The 1284-nt window shown below is 39.3% G+C and carries 1 protein-coding gene; it reads left to right on the forward strand.

The features are described from left to right. Window positions 1–226: 226 nt before the first annotated feature. Window positions 227–1234: an IS110 family RNA-guided transposase gene (locus GGQ60_RS22840; RefSeq protein ID WP_183768775.1), complete on the forward strand. Its 1008-nt coding sequence runs from the start codon at window positions 227–229 to the stop codon at window positions 1232–1234. Window positions 1235–1284: the final 50 nt, after the last annotated feature.

Consider the following 1284-nt stretch of genomic DNA (forward strand, 5'->3'; position numbering starts at 1 on the left):
ATCCCTTAGGTTTGAATATTCTTAAAAATATTTAAGATTTACATTAAAACCTTAACGGCAGTGCTGCACTTTACTTCGCGATCTAGGTTAAAGACCTAAAACCCGTAACAGAGCACTGCCGTTTGTTGAACAAGAACCATATAGAATTTTAGTCTTCGCTGGACCGTTAAGGGATTTAGTTTTATTCAACATTAAGGTTTGTTTTTCCACTTAACAACCCAAAGTTATGAATTACAGATTATTTGCGGGCATCGATGTTTCAAAAATGAAGATAGATGTCGTGTTTTTTCTTATTGAAAATCCTGATGAGCAGTTTCATGGCACCTTTAGCAACAGTGAGGAAGGCTGTACCGGTATGATGGCCTGGATTCGGGAGCTTACGGGCTTTTCGATTACTGAAATGCTCTTTTGTGCAGAGGATACCGGACTTTATACCCTTCCTATCTGTACCTTTTTTGACGGACAGGGTGGGAATCTCTGGGTTGAGAACGCGCTGAGGCTTAAGCGTTCCCTTGGTCTAAAACGTGGCAAATCAGATAAGGCAGATGCTGCCGAAATAGCCAGCTACGGTTTTTTACACAGGCGCAAAGCAGTTCTTTTTAAACTTCCGAGCAAAACCATAAGCGAGCTAAAGCATTTATTGAGCTGTAGAAAGCAGCTTGTGAAGCAACAGACAGCATTAAAAAATGCAAGTGGAGAATTGGAAGCTTTCGATGGAGATTCAGCGGATTTTACATTGGATATCAGAAAGTCACTGATCAAGGAATATGATAAGAAAATTGACATGATTGAAGCGGAACTTCTAAGATGTGTAAAAGCGGACAAGGTACTTGAAGAGCAATATCGTCTGGTCAACTCGGTATACTGTATAGGGCCTCAAACAGCGATGTTTATCGTGGTCCTTACGCAAGGGTTCAGTCTATTTGACGATCCCAGGAAGTTTGCCTGTTATTGTGGTATTGCCCCTTTTGGAAATACCTCTGGAACAACACTAAAGGGAAAGCCAAAGGTTAGCCATCTGGCCAACAAACGAATTAAGACGCTATTGACCATGTGCGCACTAAACACGATTAAAAAAGATAATGAGTTTAAAAGATACTACGATAGAAAAATAAAAGAGGGAAAACATCATTCATCAATTCTAAATGTACTTAGGAATAAGCTTGTCAGCAGGGCTTTTGCAGCAGTATTGAAAGAAAGGCCTTATAAGAAAGATCTTGGTATTGCTGCTTAAATATTTTAAAATTTATTTGCAAAAACCATAGAATACGGGTTTAGTAACAA

Origin of the sequence: Pedobacter zeae (genome assembly GCF_014196715.1) — a bacterium.
GTDB classification, from domain to species: domain Bacteria; phylum Bacteroidota; class Bacteroidia; order Sphingobacteriales; family Sphingobacteriaceae; genus Pedobacter; species Pedobacter zeae.

Bases quoted from the DNA above. Each gene is read 5' to 3' on its own strand.
- GGQ60_RS22840 (WP_183768775.1), top strand. From the start codon at position 227: ATGAATTACAGATTATTTGCGGGCATCGATGTTTCAAAAATGAAGATA.